This window comes from Thaumasiovibrio clandestinus, assembly GCF_047250365.1.
Taxonomy (GTDB): Bacteria; Pseudomonadota; Gammaproteobacteria; order Enterobacterales; family Vibrionaceae; genus Thaumasiovibrio.
In genome coordinates this window covers 63,884-79,968 of record NZ_JBLBVL010000010.1, presented here as the reverse complement: position 1 = coordinate 79,968, position 16,085 = coordinate 63,884, and the positions used below count along the sequence as shown (strand labels likewise).

9 protein-coding genes are annotated in these 16,085 nt (G+C 41.8%); 6 read left to right on the top strand and 3 right to left on the bottom strand.

The window, feature by feature from the left end; genetic code table 11:
• Nucleotides 1-91: 91 nt before the first annotated feature.
• Nucleotides 92-1,063 carry an alpha/beta hydrolase gene (locus ACKLNH_RS14000; protein WP_413112884.1) on the bottom strand — a complete coding sequence of 324 codons (972 nt, stop codon included), beginning with the start codon at nucleotides 1,061-1,063 and terminating at the stop codon, nucleotides 92-94.
• 314 nt (nucleotides 1,064-1,377) lie between these two features.
• Here ACKLNH_RS14000 and ACKLNH_RS13995 point away from each other — a divergent pair, with 314 nt between their 5' ends.
• The 3 genes from ACKLNH_RS13995 (at nucleotide 1,378) to avs4 (ending at nucleotide 9,320) form a co-directional block, all read left to right on the top strand.
• Nucleotides 1,378-2,277 (top strand): LysR family transcriptional regulator, encoded by a 900-nt coding sequence (locus ACKLNH_RS13995; RefSeq protein WP_413112883.1) that lies wholly within the window; start codon nucleotides 1,378-1,380, stop codon nucleotides 2,275-2,277.
• Nucleotides 2,278-2,933: 656 nt separating this feature from the next.
• Entirely contained in the window at nucleotides 2,934-4,022 is a 1,089-nt protein-coding gene (locus ACKLNH_RS13990) for a PQQ-dependent sugar dehydrogenase (RefSeq protein WP_413112882.1), read from the top strand.
• 585 nt (nucleotides 4,023-4,607) lie between these two features.
• A complete protein-coding gene (avs4, locus tag ACKLNH_RS13985; protein WP_413112881.1) occupies nucleotides 4,608-9,320 on the top strand; it encodes an AVAST type 4 anti-phage nuclease Avs4 in 4,713 nt (1,570 codons plus the stop codon).
• Between the two features lie 366 nt (nucleotides 9,321-9,686).
• Here the strand turns inward: avs4 and gcvP are convergent, their stop codons facing one another.
• Nucleotides 9,687-12,566: an aminomethyl-transferring glycine dehydrogenase gene (gcvP, locus tag ACKLNH_RS13980; protein WP_413112880.1), complete on the bottom strand. Its 2,880-nt coding sequence runs from the start codon at nucleotides 12,564-12,566 to the stop codon at nucleotides 9,687-9,689.
• A 73-nt stretch (nucleotides 12,567-12,639) separates the two neighbouring features.
• Nucleotides 12,640-13,017: a glycine cleavage system protein GcvH gene (gcvH, locus tag ACKLNH_RS13975; RefSeq protein WP_413112879.1), complete on the bottom strand. Its 378-nt coding sequence runs from the start codon at nucleotides 13,015-13,017 to the stop codon at nucleotides 12,640-12,642.
• A 285-nt stretch (nucleotides 13,018-13,302) separates the two neighbouring features.
• On the opposite strand from gcvH, the gene ACKLNH_RS13970 reads away from it, so the two are divergent.
• From ACKLNH_RS13970 to ACKLNH_RS13960, 3 genes are all read left to right on the top strand, one after another.
• On the top strand, nucleotides 13,303-13,905 hold the full coding sequence (locus ACKLNH_RS13970) for a helix-turn-helix domain-containing protein (protein ID WP_413112878.1): 603 nt from the start codon (nucleotides 13,303-13,305) through the stop codon (nucleotides 13,903-13,905).
• A gap of 51 nt (nucleotides 13,906-13,956) precedes the next feature.
• Complete coding sequence (gene gcvT / locus ACKLNH_RS13965) at nucleotides 13,957-15,075, top strand: glycine cleavage system aminomethyltransferase GcvT (protein WP_413112877.1); 1,119 nt, start codon at nucleotides 13,957-13,959, stop codon at nucleotides 15,073-15,075.
• Between the two features lie 316 nt (nucleotides 15,076-15,391).
• A complete protein-coding gene (locus ACKLNH_RS13960; protein WP_413112876.1) occupies nucleotides 15,392-15,985 on the top strand; it encodes an outer membrane beta-barrel protein in 594 nt (197 codons plus the stop codon).
• Nucleotides 15,986-16,085: the final 100 nt, after the last annotated feature.

Sequence of the window (16,085 nt, the reverse complement as noted above, 5' to 3'; positions counted from 1 at the left end):
GAAACGAAAAGAAAAAAAGAGCAACTCAGGGCATACCTGAATTGCTCTATCTGTTTTAAGCTGCTGAGGTTAACTCAGAGTCTCGCACTAATTATAGTGTTTCGTTTAAGAAGTTGATCATACGTTGCACAACGGCTTCACGTTTTAGGCCTTCACCCAAAGTGGTTGCGCCTGCTGGGTAGAAGTGACCGTAATTAGGTACCCAAGCTACGTTGGTGTCGATTCCCATTTCATTGAATTGCTCAATTTCAATCGATGCACCCCATAATAGAGGAGCCTCGTCGAATTGGCCGAAGTTAAATAATACAGGTGGAAGATCAGAGCGCCCTTCGATCTCTTTCGCAATATCGAAACCAAGTGGAACACCAGAATTTGAGATAACGGCTTGTACAGGCAGTCCTAGACCAAAAGCGACATTTAAGCTACTGAAACCACCAGCAGAGAAGCCTCCGAGAGCGACACGGTCTGGGTCGATACCATACTCTTCTGCATTATCACGCAGGTGAACAACGGCAGTATAAAGGTCTTCTGCTGCTGCTTTAATAGCATTTGGCATCACTTTATCTTCTAGAGGACGAGGTTCTAGCCCCATCATGCCGCGGATCCAGTTGTTACGATCATTTACTGGTTCAAAGTTAGGCAGGTCATCAATAAACTTGCTGTTGATATCACCCACATTGCTTGATACAGGCTCTTCTAAAGATAAGCGATAGTCAATCGCTGCACATGTATAACCTTCTTGTGCAAAGCGCTCACAATACTCTCGCATTGTTGTTGTTTGCGCACCATTGACATCATATACAAAGTCACGAGCACCACGAATAAAGTTGCCACCAAACATCATTACAACAACTGGATTTTGTTCAGCGATAGGTTCCTTTGGTTGAACAAGGTCCATTAGTAGTTCGCGAGGAACAACCTCACCATCAACAGTGACTAAACCCGTACCGTATGGTACATCAACACTTGCTGTGAAAGCGCTACCAACATGGTGCTGGTTTGCATGGACGCCAGCACTAACCGCAGCCGCTAATAATAGTGGTGTAACTAACATTTTATTCATTTAAATATCTCTATGGGGTTTGTTTCAGACCAATGTCATTATGAGAAACTAAAAAGATAAGAACAATACAGAGCCATCGATAGCTAATATCGAACACACCAATAATGGTAAAAATAGCCGAGTACTGTTACGATTAAGGCGTTTGGAAGAAGGGTGAGTTGCGACTATACGATTAGATGAAGCGGTTATAATCTAATGGTTTCTTAACGTTGTCAGCTATCCATTATTTAGGATCCTTAAGTAGGATTATTCATTCAATTAAATTATTGGTCGTGTTTGTGTTGTTGAATAAGTTATCCCAAATTGACATGAAAATGCTGCGAACGCTGGTTGTATTGTTCGAAACGAAAAATCAGTCTCTAACCGCAGACAGACTTGATATGCAGCAGAGTACGATTAGTTATCACTTATCTAAGTTGCGAGAATCACTTAACGATCCACTACTGATTAAAGTAGGCAGAGGGGTAGAGTTAAGCCCTTATGCAAAGAAAATAGAGCCAGTGCTGGCGAAATTGTTGTGTAGTTTGGAGCGAACCTTATTTGATACCACGTTTAACCCATTGACAGCGAAGGGGCATGTTCGCTTTGCTATAAGTCGTATGGGTGGTCAGCTTATTATCGATGATCTTATTCAGGCTTTTAACCAACGTCTTCCGCAAGTTTCGTTGGAGGTAATGGATTGGAGTGATAACCCCCAAAAATTAATACAACAAGATAAGCTTGATTTTGCGATAGGTTTTATTCCTGAACTATTACCGAACATTTGTCATAAAGAATTGATTAACATGAAATACTGTGCAGTATTTTGTCCTGATCACCCGCTAGTTGATCAAGAAATAACAGAGTCTCGTCTGTTTGATTATCCACATGTTAAGCTTAACACCAAGCAGTCTGCTGAGCGTTGGGTCGAGCATTTATCTGATCGGGTGAATAAAACAAGGGATGTGCGTTTTGTTTCATCATCGCTTGCCTTTGTTCTTGCGGCCTTGAAAAATACGGAGCGTATCGCCTGTGTTGCTTATGTTAATAACGATATGTTTAAACAGTATGGTATGGTCGCAAGGCCATTAGACTTTATTCCACCACAAACGTTGAATCTACTTTGGCATGAACGAAGTGAAGTGAGCGCGATAAACCAGTTAGCGAAAGAAATTATTGAGTCTATCTGTATGGATAAGCTATTAGAAAACACGGATGACTTCTCAATGCGTTAAATTTGTGCCCACCATAACTAAATGCAGATAATATCGTTGATAACCAAATAAGAAGTAAGGTGATAAGCAGTTATATAATAAGTAAAATTAATTTCAGTGCTATTGCTACACGTAAAAATATCACTGTTCTTGTATTGTCTTTGGTGGTAATTATGCTCATCCAGTATTTTGGCTCAGGCGCGTTAATGGGACTATTTGCATTGTTGGGCATCCCTGTCATGATGTTCGAAGCATACCTGTCAAAAAAGGAAAATCGAAAGCTAGCAGTATGTATTGGTGATTGTTGCCGTACTAGGGCTAGCTTTAGAGTGTCTTAATTGGTTTTTGATCTACGAGAGTATGTCGTTTATCGCAGCGTTAGTGGTCAATTTTATTGCTCTTCATATTTTGATTTTGCTTTTGGATTAAGTTTGCTGAGTCGGGAATATGATAGTCGCCACACCCCCCCCCGAGCTTGTTCTTAGACTCATTGAATCTTATGGATACATGATATTGCCATTCAAGCTTTTGTTAGTTCCTCGTCATTATGTGTTGCGTTTGATGATGGTTAGAAAAATAACAATACACTACAGCAATAACTACAATTAGTTGACTAAGATAGAGTTTCGTTAATGGGGCTCAGTGGGTAATGGTAAAGTTAAGTGGCGGATTGTTTAATGAAAAAAGCAGGCTTGATATGTGGATTGCTCGCCGCACTTATCGTCAGTGGTTTAGCCTATGGCTGGCAAGCAGAGAAGGTGGCGAGTGGGCTGACGATTCCATGGGGAATTGCTTATATTAATGAAACGACACTGCTGGTGACTGAGCGAGTCGGGACGATAAGGCAAGTTGATGTAACCACCGGTGAGCATCAGTGGGTCGGTGAGATACCAAATGTATGGGCTGAGGGGCAAGGTGGCCTGTTAGACATTGCCGTATCACCCTTTCATCGCGATCAAATCTACGTCACCTACAGCAAAAATGTTGCGAACCAAGGGGCGACAACCCTTGCTCGTGCAGCGTTTCGTGACGGTAAGATTTCAGATTGGCAAGATCTGTTTGTTTCTATTTCTGAAACTAGCACGAGCAGACACTTTGGTAGTCGAATCACGTTCGACAGCGAGAGTATCTATCTCTCGATAGGTGATCGTGGTGTGCGAGACAATGGCCAAAATACACAAACGCATGCTGGGTCGATAGTGCGCCTTACGCCAGATGGTGGCTTACCACGAGACAATCCTTATATTGACAACCCCGCTATTTTGGATGAGATCTGGAGCTATGGTCATCGTAACCCACAAGGATTGTTCTATGATGCTGTAAGCCAAACATTGTGGTCAAATGAACATGGTCCGCGAGGAGGCGATGAGATTAACTTGATTAGGCGCGGTGCCAATTATGGTTGGCCGATAACGTCTCATGGCAAAGAATATTGGGGGCCGATAAAGGTTGGAGAAGCAACGGAAAAAGCGGGAATAGTGTCGCCCGTTAAAGTTTATATTCCTTCTATTGCCCCGGGGGATCTCATACTCTATCGGGGCGCAAAGCACCCTGAATTAGAGGGGAAACTTCTCTCTAGTGCGTTGAAACTTATGCATATTAATGTTGTAACGATAAAAAAAGCCGGTGATGAAACCAGCGATGCTAATGCAGAAACGCGAATATTGACTGAGCTTGGTGAACGTATTCGCGCATTAGAGCTTACCCCAGACGGTGATCTCTATTTCAGTACCGATAGTGGCAATTTGTATCGGTTAGAGCGGTAGTACTCACTGGACCTCAATTGTGCGAGCGGCTTCGAAACCAACTCGTTGGTGATTCTCTTAGAGAGGGCACGGCTTGTTGTGGTGTATTTCTTTTGGTATCACAGAAGTCGATCAAGTATTGGAAGATAGGCGGTAAACGAGTAGGCACCGATGAGATAGAAGTGATAGTCATTGATATGAATAAAAGAGCTTTAGTCTCTGATTCATGATGAATAGCCACCATCATGGCAAACCAGAGAACGCATAATATAGAGTAAGGTCTTTCATTTTGTTAGTTAGGTTAGCCAAGATTCAGCTAGTCTGTACTTTTAAAAGTCAGTAAAGCTAGTGGCATGTATTCGGTACCTTTAACTTGAAAGTGCCCCAAAGTTGCGTAGCTCAACAATCTTGACTTACTTCTTTCGACATTAGTTGACCTACTTTTGCTAATGATTAACTATGTACCCAGTTTACTATGGTGCGTTGGGCAGATAAGGTCTGATTTTGAACCAAAGTGAGGCTTTACTGTTTTACCAAAGCCTTCAATAGTCATTGAAAATGATATCGTTCAATATCAGTTAATACTTAAAAAGGGTAGAAGTAAAATTGATTAAGACAGATTGGAAAATATTTAAAGCAAAGTTTTCAACAAATCCACAAGACGCTTTTGAATGGATGTGTTATCTCCTTTTTTGCAATGAATTTCGAGTAAAAACTGGTATTTTTCGATATAAAAACCAATCGGCAATAGAAACCAATCCAATTTCATCAAATGGAGTCAATATTGGCTGGCAATCTAAATTTTATGAAACTGCATTATCTAGTCACAAAAGTGACATACTAGAAACAATTACAAAAGCAAAACGTGATTACCCTGATTTAAATAAAATAATTTTTTACACAAACTCAGAATGGGGTCAAAACAAAGGAAATGAACCACAAGGAAAGATAGAAGCAGAAACAAAGGCAAAGGAAAATAACTTAGAAATTGAGTGGAGATGCTGTAGTTTTTTCGAATCGCCATTTGTTGTCGATGATTGTAGTCGGTTCATTTCGTACTTTTTCACTCAATCTGACAATTTGTTTGGGCTTTTGGAGTCGTTTGAGTCTCATACAGGCGCAATTTTGGACGATGTTGAAACTTCTATAACCTTTGGCGACCAAGATGTTTCAATCAATCGTTCTAGTATTATATCTGAAATTGAAAAGTCAGACACTAGCGCGTTAATTATCAGTGGTGAAGGCGGCACAGGGAAAACATCTCTAATAAAAGAGCTTTATGGTAATAAGGGGACGAATGATGCCTTTTATGTCCATAAAGCGACAGAGTTTTCTGTTAGCAACTTGAATGAATTCCTATCGGGTGTTTTTTTAAAGGATTTTATTGAAGCACATGAAGGAGCTGACAATAAAACAGTTGTTATTGATTCAGCGGAACACTTAATTTCTCTAGAAAACACAGCTCCTATTAAAGAGTACCTTTCTAGCTTAATCAAAGCTAAATGGAGGGTGTGGTTCACTACGAGAAATGCCTACCTAGATGATTTGGTTTTTCAATTATATGAAGTGTACAAAATTAGTTTTAAGCCGATACATTTAGATAATCTGAACGAAGATACATTATTCGAGCTTGCCAAAAAACATGATTTTGTCATCCCTGGTGATAAAAGGTTCAAAGTGCTCATATTGACTCCATTTTATCTCAGAGAGTATTTGAGGCATTATCAGGAGAACAAAGGCGCAAGCTACTTTGAATTCAAAGAGTCTTTATGGCCAAGAGTCATTGCGAAACGATCCCCACAACGAGAGCAGTTTTTTATACATCTTGCCGAAGAAAGAGCTAATTCAGGAAGATTTTTCGTCATTCCAGACTCTAGCTACTCAAATGAAGCGGTAGAAAAAGCATTGGTTTCCGATGGAATAATTAGCTATGAGCCCACTCGTGGGTATTTTATTACTCATGATATATATGAAGAATGGGCGCTCGATAAATTCGTAGAGAGCATTTTTTTATCTTCAGAAAATTCAGAGATATTTTTTGAAAAAATACAAGAGTCTTTGCCCATAAGAAGAGTTTTCAGACGGTGGTTATCAGAGAAACTTAGCGCGTCAAATGAAGATGTTAGCCATCTTATTATGGAAACCTTGTCATCTTGCAAAATATCTAATTTGTGGAAAGATGAAGTTCTCGTCTCTATGCTTTTATCCGACTATTCCGATTATTTTTTTAAGGTGAATAAAGATTCACTATTGGAAGACGATTTCCAGCTTCTCAAGCGGATATGCTTGCTGATAAGAATAGGATGCAAGGAGGTAGATAATAGCTTTTTTGATAGACTTGGTGTCAGGGCACCAGATATTTTATCAATGGAATATGTAATTACTAAGCCGAAAGGAAACGGGTGGGAATCGCTTATCAAGTTCATCCATAACAATATCGAAAACATAGGTATTAATAATCTTAATTTTGTATTGCCTGCCCTCCACGACTGGAATAGTCACAATAATTCTGGTGATGCAACTAAATATGCTAGCCTAATTGCTCTAACGTTTTACAAGTCGGTAATCGAAAATAACATCTATATTAGAGATGATAGTTTTTCCAAAAATTTGATCCTAACTATTCTGTATGGAGTCAGTGAAATTAAAAGCGAACTTAAAGCGATTATTGATGAAGTAACTCTAAACAACTGGAAGCGACATAACGATCCATATCACCTAATGAGTGAATTCATTTTAACAAGAATGGAATGCTTTAATGTTGCTATGGAAATCCCAGAAAAAGTGATAGCTCTAGCCAAATGCTTTTGGATATATGAACCACCAGAGAATGATTATTTTTATGGTTCAAGACTAGAGGTAGAGTATGAATTTGGTGTTGAGTCTAGGCATCAAGACTATTATCCTGCCAGTGCTTATCAAACACCTATATACGCCTTACTAAATGCCGATTTAAAATTAGCACTAAATTTCATTACCGACCTAATAAATGGTTCATCAAAAACATATGCTGAATCTAGCCTTGATAAAGGTCAAGTTGAGACTGCAACATTGTTTCTAGATAATGGTAAAAATGTCAATTTACCTATTTCAAATCGTCTTTGGTGCATGTACCGAGGAACACAGGTAACCCCTGATCTACTTGAATCAATATTAATGTCGCTCGAACGTTTCTTTCTTGAGAGAGGAAAAAGTACTAAATCTGAAATACTTGAATATTATCTAAATTATATCCTAGAAAGAGCTGAATCTTCTGCGCTTGTGGCTGTTGTTGCAAGCATAGTATGTGCGTTTCATGAGAAAACATTTAATGTTGCCAAAACTCTATTTAGAACGAGAGAGTTTTTCTTTTATGACTCTTCTCGAATGATACTGGATCAAACACATAAGACTCAACTTAGCTCGCTGAAAAACTTTAGTGTCAATCAAATTAATGAACTTCATGAGAATGAAAGGATAAGTGCCTGTGACCAAAAACATAGGCAACATTCATTAGAAGACATAGCACTTCAATATCAGTTTTTTAGAACTGAGGACGTAAGTGAAGAGGAATCAGAAAAATGGCTTCAGGAAATTTGGAAAATTCTGGACTATCACTACAAAAATTTACCAGATAAGGAACACGAAAATCATCAACATAAAACATGGCGTTTATATTTAGCTCGCATGGACAAAAGGAAAATGGCTCCTGAAGCGAAAGAAGTAGAAAACGGTATAACAATAGAATTCAATCCGGAAATTGATCCAGCTCTTAAAGAATATAGTGAAACGTCTCAGCGAGAAGCGAATAAGCCTTTTACACATTTAGCTTTAAATACTTGGGCTAATAGCAGGCTCTACAATAGAGACAATTACAATAAGTATGAATCTTATGAAAATGATCCATTGACTGCTTTGGGTGAGGCAAAAGAAATATGGAATAAGCTTTCAGAGGGCTGCATGACGGAGGGATTGCTGTTCGATCGAGCCACACCGTCGTATGTATGCACTGTGCTGTTGAGGGACTTCAAAGAAAAATTAGGAAAAGCCGAGCTAGAATTTTGCAAGGAAGTCATATTTGAATATGCAAACATCGTTAACAATGACGATTACATACATAAGATTGGTGACGGCCTTGTTCCTGCGTTATCTGTTCTTCCAAGATTGATAAAAGATTATCCAGATGAAAGACTTACTATCAAGCTTATCTTAATTAGAGCTTTAATGAGACATGACTCGATATCGATGATGGGAATGGAGAGGATTAATTCAGTAGCTATTCAAGCTATTCAGCACTTATGGAAAGATGAACCTGAGTTCATGAAGTCGCTGTACATTGGGTATTTGGTAATTGCTCAAAAATATAGAGTTGTTCAGGATCGTTTAAGACAAGAGGCGTATGAACAGAAAAAATATGATATTGATAAAAATAACTTTGAACAGGAGTTGTTTAAAGAACTAGAGAGTGTAACAAAGAGTATCGAAGATGAAACCATCAAGGAATCCGCAATAAACAATATAGAAAGCGTAGATAGCGACATATTGATAACTGCTTTTCAGCTTGTGCCATTAGATAATGTACTCAAGGAACCTGTGCCATTTATCGAGGAAATTATTAGGGTAATTTCACAACAACTACTCTCACGTGATAGAGAAGACCGTCTTGATTATGCTTTCAGACATGAGTTTTTGAAGCACTATGCTCGTTTTGTCCTTCATCTAGATAATGGCAAAAAAGATAGATACCTGAAATATTTTACCGATGATTTCACCTTGAGCGAAGGTACGGCAGATTTATTAAATGAATTTGTTAGCGCTGAAGACTCGTTGAATATGCCGGACTCATTTTGGTATGTATGGAACCGATTTAAGGGCTGCATCGTTGATTCAATTAGTAGTCAAGGTTGGCGGCATGATAAAGAGTGCACAATCGAATCCTTTTTATTTGCAAGAATCCCTTGGAAGGACGATGCAGTGACTTGGCATACATTTTCGGCTGAGAATAAAGTATTTTTTAATGACTTGAGCGGTAAAATAGGTGGTGAATCTTCTTTTATCTATAGTATCAGTAAACTCCTTTGTGGCATTGGAAGTGAATTTTTAGATGACGGTATTTACTGGATCAGTAATGCAATAAAAACCTTTGACATCGACTTGTCGCAAGACAAATCAGGAAATACACTATTTTACTTGGAAAGATATATGAGAAGATATCTATTCAAAAATCATGATAGAGTGAGACAAACACCTAAATTAAAGGTACAAGCATTGGTAGTGTTGGATTTCCTAGTCGAGCAATACTCCATTACAGGTTACCTCCTTAGAGAGGACATAGCCTAGCTAATAATCATTGTAGCCGAGGTATGGATTCTGATGGGCTAAGTTAAGTTCACCATAAGACTGTAGCCAAGGTTCCTGTGCCGTATAACAAATGCTTAAGGTTTTAATATACTTTTTCTAATCTGACAGAAATGGATTAGATCTATGCATCTAAATCATTTCTGTCCAAAAATGAGTTTCAATTACGACACATGAGATTTGCTCTGTTTCATCGAGACCCTTCATTTTCAATTTGAGCAAAAGAAAAAGCGAACCTTATAGCGGTTCGCTTTTGACTTATTGGACGTTAACCAACTTCATTAAGATAACCATCTTCATTAAATCGTTAACCAACTTAATTAATGATCCCCAACAAACCTGCCCACGTTACATATAGCTATCCATTGATGGACATGAACAGACCAAGTTACGATCGCCAAACACGTTATCAACACGGTTAACCGTTGGCCAATATTTGTTGGCTTTGCTTTGCTCGCTCGGGAAACAGGCAATCTCACGGCTATAGGGGTGCGGCCAGTTTTCGATTCTCATATCCAATTGTGTATGCGGGGCATTCACTAATGGGTTATTGTCTGACGGCCACACTTTATTTTGGACTTTGTCGATCTCTTCACGTATTGCAATCATCGCATTACAGAAGCGATCCAGCTCGGCTAAGTCTTCCGACTCTGTTGGCTCTACCATTAATGTGCCAGCGACAGGGAAAGACATCGTTGGAGCATGGAAGCCGTAGTCCATTAGGCGCTTGGCGATATCTTCTTCACTGATACCAGATTCATCTTTAATGCCTCGAATATCGATAATGCACTCATGGGCGATGCGGCCTTCAGCACCGCGATAGAGTATCGGATAGTGAGGACGCAAACGCTCCATGATGTAGTTCGCATTCAATATTGCCAGTTCCGTTGCTTTCGTTAACCCAGCGTCCCCCATCATTGCAATATAGGCATAAGAGATAGGTAAGATAGAGGCACTGCCTAACTGTGCAGCCGACACTGCATATTGTGATGCATCGTTGTTTTCGCTGGTTGAGATTATATGGCCCGGTATAAATGGCGCGAGATGCGATTTTACACCGATAGGTCCCATGCCAGGACCGCCGCCACCATGTGGAATGCAAAATGTCTTGTGAAGGTTTAGGTGTGAAACATCAGAACCAATGAACCCCGGGCTTGTTAAGCCAACTTGCGCATTCATGTTGGCGCCATCTAAATAAACTTGCCCGCCACCTTGGTGAACAATATCACAGACCGCTTGAACCCCTTCTTCATAGACACCGTGGGTTGAAGGGTAGGTGATCATAATGCATGAGAGGTTGGCGCGGTGTATATCAACTTTCTGTTTTAAGTCATCAATATCAATATTGCCGTTATCATCACAGGCGACCACCACAACCTTCATAGAGACCATTGCGGCAGAGGCGGGGTTGGTACCATGCGCCGAACTAGGAATTAAGCAAACGTTACGATGGCCCTCTCCGTTATGCTGATGATAACGTTGAATAGCAATGAGGCCCGCATATTCGCCTTGCGCCCCAGAGTTGGGTTGCAGTGAAAATGCATCATAACCCGTGACGCGACATAACATCTCGGTAAGACGGGTGGCTAACTCGTCATATCCTTTGGTTTGTTCAGCAGGCGCAAAAGGATGGAGTGCGCCAAACTCTGGCCAAGTGACAGGGATCATCTCTGCGGCAGCGTTAAGTTTCATGGTGCAGCTACCAAGGGGGATCATGCCGTGTGTTAATGAAAAATCGCGGTTCTCCAGTGTTTTTAGGTAACGCATCATTTGTGTTTCACTATGATGATTATTAAAAACAGGGTGTGTAAGGTAGCTCGATTGACGACGGCAAGCTGGAGGAATTGCGCCGAACTCGTCACTGGCAATGGATGCAGACAGCGCGTTTGTATCGAGTTGGTTGTCGGTAAAGAGGCCAAGTAGCTGATTGACATCGTCGAGTGTGGTTGTCTCATCTAAGCTAATGCCAATTTGATTAGGTAGCTTGCGCAGGTTGATTTGACTGGCAAGGCCCTTAGCGTAGATAGCTTCGGTATTTTCGTCACTATTAATGGTAATGGTGTCGAAGAAGCTATCGGTTTCAAGTGTCACGCCCGATTCAGTCAGGCCTTTAGCGAGAATCGACGTAAGGTGATGCACTCGACGGCCAATGCTTCTTATGCCTTCTGGGCCGTGATATACCGCGTAAAACGCCGCCATATTAGCGAGCAGTGCTTGTGCGGTGCAGATATTAGAGGTCGCCTTTTCACGCCGGATGTGCTGCTCTCGTGTTTGCATTGCCATGCGCAATGCTGGTTCGCCATGCCGATCTTTCGACACACCGATGACTCGGCCTGGCATGGTTCGCTTATATTTATCACGCGTAGCCATAAAGGCGGCGTGTGGTCCGCCAAAGCCCATTGGTACGCCAAAACGTTGTGCGCTGCCAATAACCACATCAGCGCCCATTTCGCCAGGCGGGGTTAAGATGCTAAGTGCGAGCAAGTCAGAGGCGACGGCCACCAACGTTTTGTTATTGTGCGCGGCATCAATGATTGCCGTAAGGTCGCGAACCTGTCCTGTTGTGCCGGGGTATTGCAGTAATGCACCAAAAACGTCATGTTGAGGCAAGGTTTCTGCGGCGTCGATAATCAGGCTGTAGCCTAAAAATTCTGCTCGTGTTTTAACGACGTCTAGCGTTTGAGGGTGCACGTCGTTGGCGACAAAGAAAGCCACGCTTTTGCTTTTGCTGGCACGTTGACACAGTGCCATTGCTTCAGCTGCGGCACTGGCTTCATCCAAGAGTGATGCGTTGGCGAGATCCATGCCAGTGAAATCCATCACCATTTGTTGATAATTTAACAGGCTTTCTAAGCGACCTTGAGATATTTCAGGCTGGTATGGCGTATACGCGGTATACCAGCCGGGGTTTTCTAACACGTTACGCAGGATCACGTTGGGTGTGTAAGTGTTGTAGTAGCCTTGGCCGATATAGCTTTTATTAATGACATTTTTCTTGGCAATGGACTGCAGAGCTTGCAACATTTCAGCTTCTGTTTGCGGGGAAGGTAGCCCCATCGCCTGTGGTAATCTGATTTTCTCAGGCACGGTCTGATGGATAAGAGATGTTAGGCTGTCCGCACCTACGGTATCTAACATGATCCGTTGTTGATGCGTATCTGGTCCATTGTGGCGCTGGGCAAAACTATCGCAAGACTGTAAAGAAGAAAGAAACGTTGCATTGGTCATCTTGGTATCCCTGTACAAGGCTAAGTAACGGTGAGGCTACTCACTTACGTTAAGCGGTTTTTACAATTAAGTATTAATCTTCTTGGCTAGCTAGATAGGCCTCTTCATCAAGCAAATTAGCGATATCTAGATTGGCACGTAGCTTTATTTTCGCTATCCACCCGCCAGCGTAGGGTTCTTCATTAACGAGTTCAGGGCTATCTTCTAGTTCGTCATTTACTTCGAGTACTTCACCATTAACTGGTGCATAAACATCAGAAGCAGCCTTTACCGACTCAACCAGTGAAAATGCATCACCTAGTGTGGTTTCCATCCCAATTTCAGGTAATTCAACGAAAACAACATCGCCAAGCAGAGCTTGCGCTGGCTCTGAGATCCCAACAGTGACAGTGCCGTCGCCGTTATCTCTAACCCATTCATGAGATGCTGTAAATCTTAGCCCATTTTCCATGTCATTCTCCTTCGCGTAAATTTCGTATAATGGAAATATTCTTGTATTTGTTGGTGCAATGTTAGGTAAACGTTTGCTTGTTGTCACTCTGTTTCTTAAGATAGTGGTCGACTTGATGGGTAATTTGAAGCAGTTGTATGCGGTAACTTGACTTAGTTCATTGTTACATATAAAAAAACACTAAATTGGTTAACTGATTCACAATCTGATAACTTGCAGCTTGAGAAAGATGTTTCTTATGTGAAACTTTGGTGAATAAGAATAAACCGCAGTGGAGCAAGGTGTATGCGAAGCAAACAGGCAGGAGAGGCCTCTGCTGGGGGAAATGGTATCGCGCCATTGGAGTTAGGCAAGCGGATAAAAGATATTCGTACCCAAAAAGGCCTGACGTTAGAAGAGGCCAGTCGGTTAACGGGATTGGCTCGTTCAACCTTGTCTAAAATTGAAAATGATCAGATATCACCGACATTTCAAGCGATGCAAAAGCTGGCGGCGGGATTAAGCATTGATATGCCCCAGCTTTTTTCACCGCCACAATCCCATGTTGCTAGTGGTCGTTTTGATATTACCTTGAATGGAGAAGGTAAGCCGCATCCAACCACGACTTATGAACATGAACTGCTGGCCGTGCAGTTGCGTAATAAAAAAATGATGCCATTTAAAACAACGGTCAGAGCGCGGCAATTTGAAGACTATCCCGATTGGATCCGCCATGAAGGGGAGGAATTTTTGCTGGTGCTAAAAGGCAGTCTTGTTTTTTATAGTGAATTTTATGAACCAAGAACGCTGAGTGAAGGGGATTCAACGTACTACGATGCTGCAATGGGCCATATGTTGGTATCTATCAGTGATCAAGATGCGCAAATTTTATGGGTGACGACCTCTTGATGTAGGGTCGGTACAAACTGTGTTATTGCTAAACCCTTTAAAGGAGACAATATGTCAGACGCTTTGTTGAAAACACCGCTCTACCCGTTACACCTAGACGCTGGTGCGAAGATGGTTCCGTTTGCTAATTATAGTATGCCTGTTCAGTATGCCTTGGGCGTAAAGAAGGAACATCTTCATTGTCGCTCGCAAGCGGGGTTGTTTGATGTCTCGCATATGGGTCAGTTACGCTTGCATGGTGTCAACGCAGCTGCAGAGTTAGAGAAGTTAGTCCCTGTTGATATTGTGGATTTGCCCGTTGGTAAACAACGTTATGCGCTGTTTACTAACCCTAATGGCGGATTAATGGATGACCTGATGGTGACCAATTATGGTGATCATTTATACGTGGTAGTGAATGCGGCGTGCAAAGCGCAAGATATTGAGCATCTGCAACAAAATTTAAGTGACGGTGTCACGGTTGAGCTGTTGGATGATCGCGCACTGCTTGCATTACAGGGACCATTGGCAGCAGAGGTGCTGGCGCAACTTAACCCGAAGGTAAATGAGATGGTGTTCATGGACTCGGCATACCTGACTTTAGCAGGGGTAGAGTGTATGGTGAGCCGCTCCGGGTATACGGGAGAAGATGGGTTTGAAATTTCTGTGCCAGCAGTGAGTGCGCAAGCACTGGCGGCCAAATTGGTCGCAGATTCACGTGTCGAGTGGATTGGTTTAGGGGCTCGAGACTCGTTACGTTTAGAGTGTGGCCTGTGTTTATATGGGCATGATATTGATGCAACAACAACCCCTATTGAGGCAAGCCTGATCTGGGCAATTAGTCCAGCTCGTCGTCGCGGTGGGGCGCGTGCTGGTGGGTTTCCGGGCGATGCTGTTATTTTAGAGCAAGTAGAAACGAAACAAGTATCACGCAAGCGAGTAGGGTTATTGGGGCAGAGTAAAGCACCAGTGCGTGAAGGAACGAAGCTATTTGATCAGCAAGATAACGAAGTAGGGATTGTCACCAGTGGAACATACGGTCCAACAAAAGAAGCGCCCGTTGCGATGGCCTATTTAACGCAAGAAATGGCAAAGTTAGGGAATGAAGTTTTTGCTGAAGTGCGCGGGAAAAAGTTGCCGATGACCGTAGAGAAAATGCCGTTTGTGCCTCAGCGTTACTATCGTGGTTAAAGACAACGCGATTAGCGCCAACGCAGTGAGACCCTCGGGGTTATAACCTAGTCAAAACAACGTCCATGACGACGAATCAAACCGCACCATGATTGGTGCGGTTTGTTTTTATATGTCAGTTATGTGGTGGAATACTGTTAGTGATCTTTTTGTTTTATTTAGGAATATGCCGATTCTATCGGGAGTTGGTAATGGAAATTGCATCCCTTTCATTTGAATTGCGAGTGAGTTTGAGTTACTTGAATTTGAGGTTAGCGATAAAGCGACAAGCAAGGTAATTTAGCGCAGACATATAGATTTTGGTTGGGAGAGAGTCATGTTTAAGTGGTTGCGTTTGGTGTTCATCATAGGGATGGGGTTTTCCTCAACGGCTATGGCCTTTGAGTTTTCGCTTGGTACAAGGGTTGGCGGTGTTCAACAAAAAGCAAACTCTTCGGTACGTTCGATGAAAGATAACGCGTTGGCATATGGCGTCGAGTCCACCTTTATTGCTCCTGTGGGCACAAAAATCGCTTTAGGGGTGAATGTTACGGCAGATAAGTTCGATGTCGAGTTTGAAGATTACGCTGTTCGATACAACAACAGCTTGTATACGGGCAGTGTTGTTGTTGGCTATCGTTTTGATAATATCGGTGAATTTGGCAGTGATAATTCGTTGCTTTATGCCAAGTTGGGTGCGGCAAAATGGCGCCGTCAATACAAAGATGGACGCACTCCAAACCTGACCGAAAGTGGAACAGAGTTACTTTATGGCCTTGGGTTTAAATATACGAATGATAAAAACTTGTATACCGGTATCGAGTTTAACTACTTCAGTATGGACACCAGCCCATTAGGTCGTTTAGAAAAAGACGACATGGGCAAAGTGGACAATTTACTGCTAATGCTTACAGCAGGGTATCGTTTTTAAGTCAACACTATGCATCAGTGTTGATACAGGTTGATTGAAAAGTCAATATAGGGGTCGACACCTAATAAAAACATGACCATACTATGCGAAAACATAGGGA

What these genes read in the sequence shown, in the direction of transcription:
- ACKLNH_RS14000 (WP_413112884.1), bottom strand. Translation starts at nt 1,063, where the DNA reads ATGAATAAAATGTTAGTTACACCACTATTATTAGCGGCTGCGGTTAGT.
- ACKLNH_RS13995 (WP_413112883.1), top strand. Translation starts at nt 1,378, where the DNA reads ATGCTGCGAACGCTGGTTGTATTGTTCGAAACGAAAAATCAGTCTCTA.
- ACKLNH_RS13990 (WP_413112882.1), top strand. Translation starts at nt 2,934, where the DNA reads ATGAAAAAAGCAGGCTTGATATGTGGATTGCTCGCCGCACTTATCGTC.
- gcvP (WP_413112880.1), bottom strand. Translation starts at nt 12,566, where the DNA reads ATGACCAATGCAACGTTTCTTTCTTCTTTACAGTCTTGCGATAGTTTT.
- gcvH (WP_413112879.1), bottom strand. Translation starts at nt 13,017, where the DNA reads ATGGAAAATGGGCTAAGATTTACAGCATCTCATGAATGGGTTAGAGAT.
- ACKLNH_RS13970 (WP_413112878.1), top strand. Translation starts at nt 13,303, where the DNA reads ATGCGAAGCAAACAGGCAGGAGAGGCCTCTGCTGGGGGAAATGGTATC.
- gcvT (WP_413112877.1), top strand. Translation starts at nt 13,957, where the DNA reads ATGTCAGACGCTTTGTTGAAAACACCGCTCTACCCGTTACACCTAGAC.
- ACKLNH_RS13960 (WP_413112876.1), top strand. Translation starts at nt 15,392, where the DNA reads ATGTTTAAGTGGTTGCGTTTGGTGTTCATCATAGGGATGGGGTTTTCC.